Genomic DNA, 1,100 nt, shown 5'->3' on the forward strand with positions numbered 1-1,100 from the left:
GGGCATGAGTGATTCGGAGGCCATCAAGGAGTATGGTCTGGCTCCGCAGCATGCGGTTTATGAAGAGCTTCGAAGCAATCAGTGGTACGAGGATCATAAGAAAACTCTGGACTTTGTGGCCAAAGGGGTGACCTATACCTTACTGGCTGTAGCGGCCGTAGCCGCCATTGCCAGTACGGGAGGAGCGGCGCCAGCTGTTGTTGCGACAGTGGCAGAAGGGGCTGCAGTTGCGGGGACGACTTTGGCGGTAGCCGATGCGGCCAGTGCCTACACGACTGGGGGCAGTTTTATGACTGGCCAGATGATGTCGGAGGATGAAAAGGTTTTTGCGGCAGCGAATGCGGTCGTTGCGGTTGCGAGCTTTGGTGCCAGCCGCTACCTCGGCGGCTTCAGCCAGGCAGATCAGGCCTCGGCTGCATTGGGGGATACCAGTGCTGTAAGCCGCAACATTAATACGGCCAAGTCTCTCTCCAGTGCGGCCAACTATGCGGACTACGGGGTCAATGTGACCCAGATGGGTTATGATAAGATTGTCAAAGGAGAAGATCCGGACTGGACAAGTCTGGCGTCTCTGGGAGTTGGTGCCGTTAACGATCACAATGGCAATGTCAGAGCAGCCAAAGCTCAGGCTGGTGAGATAGACTTTACGGCTTCACCGATTAGGAGCCAGAAGCCATCGGCTATCGACAGTCCCACTGTCAAGCCGGCTGATATTGACTTGCCAAGTAAAGCGCCCAAGGCTAAAGTGGGAGGCGGTGCTCCTACAGAAGCCACCCCACATGTCAAAGTACCAGACCCTGAAGTTGGGCTGCTGGTGTGGTTGCTGGGACTAAAGCTTCTGATATTCCAAGAGCCAAGGTTGGCGATGTCGATGCACCGACACGGGCTGGGGAAGTGACTGGTTCATCAGCAAATCCCCATTGGGAAGGAAGCCAGTGGGAAAGCCATATGGATGATCTCCACACCAATATGTTGGCTAATAATAGACCAGTTACTTCCGAAGTGCATAGCATGGAAGAAATTGCCCAGCAGCAAAAAGTCCTTCACCAGTTGGATACTGGCGAGGTGCAGCTTTCGACCAATCTGGCAAAGGGTAACTA

At 54.3% G+C, this 1,100-nt stretch carries 1 protein-coding gene; it reads left to right on the forward strand.

Annotated elements, in window-relative coordinates; all coding sequences use genetic code 11:
* Positions 1–898 (forward strand): hypothetical protein (locus tag ACFOSE_RS09650; RefSeq protein WP_380432810.1); only part of this gene is annotated, 898 nt, incomplete at its 5' end.
* Positions 899–1,100 lie beyond the last annotated feature (202 nt).

Source organism: Streptococcus dentapri (assembly GCF_042649885.1).
Taxonomy (GTDB): domain Bacteria; phylum Bacillota; class Bacilli; order Lactobacillales; family Streptococcaceae; genus Streptococcus; species Streptococcus dentapri.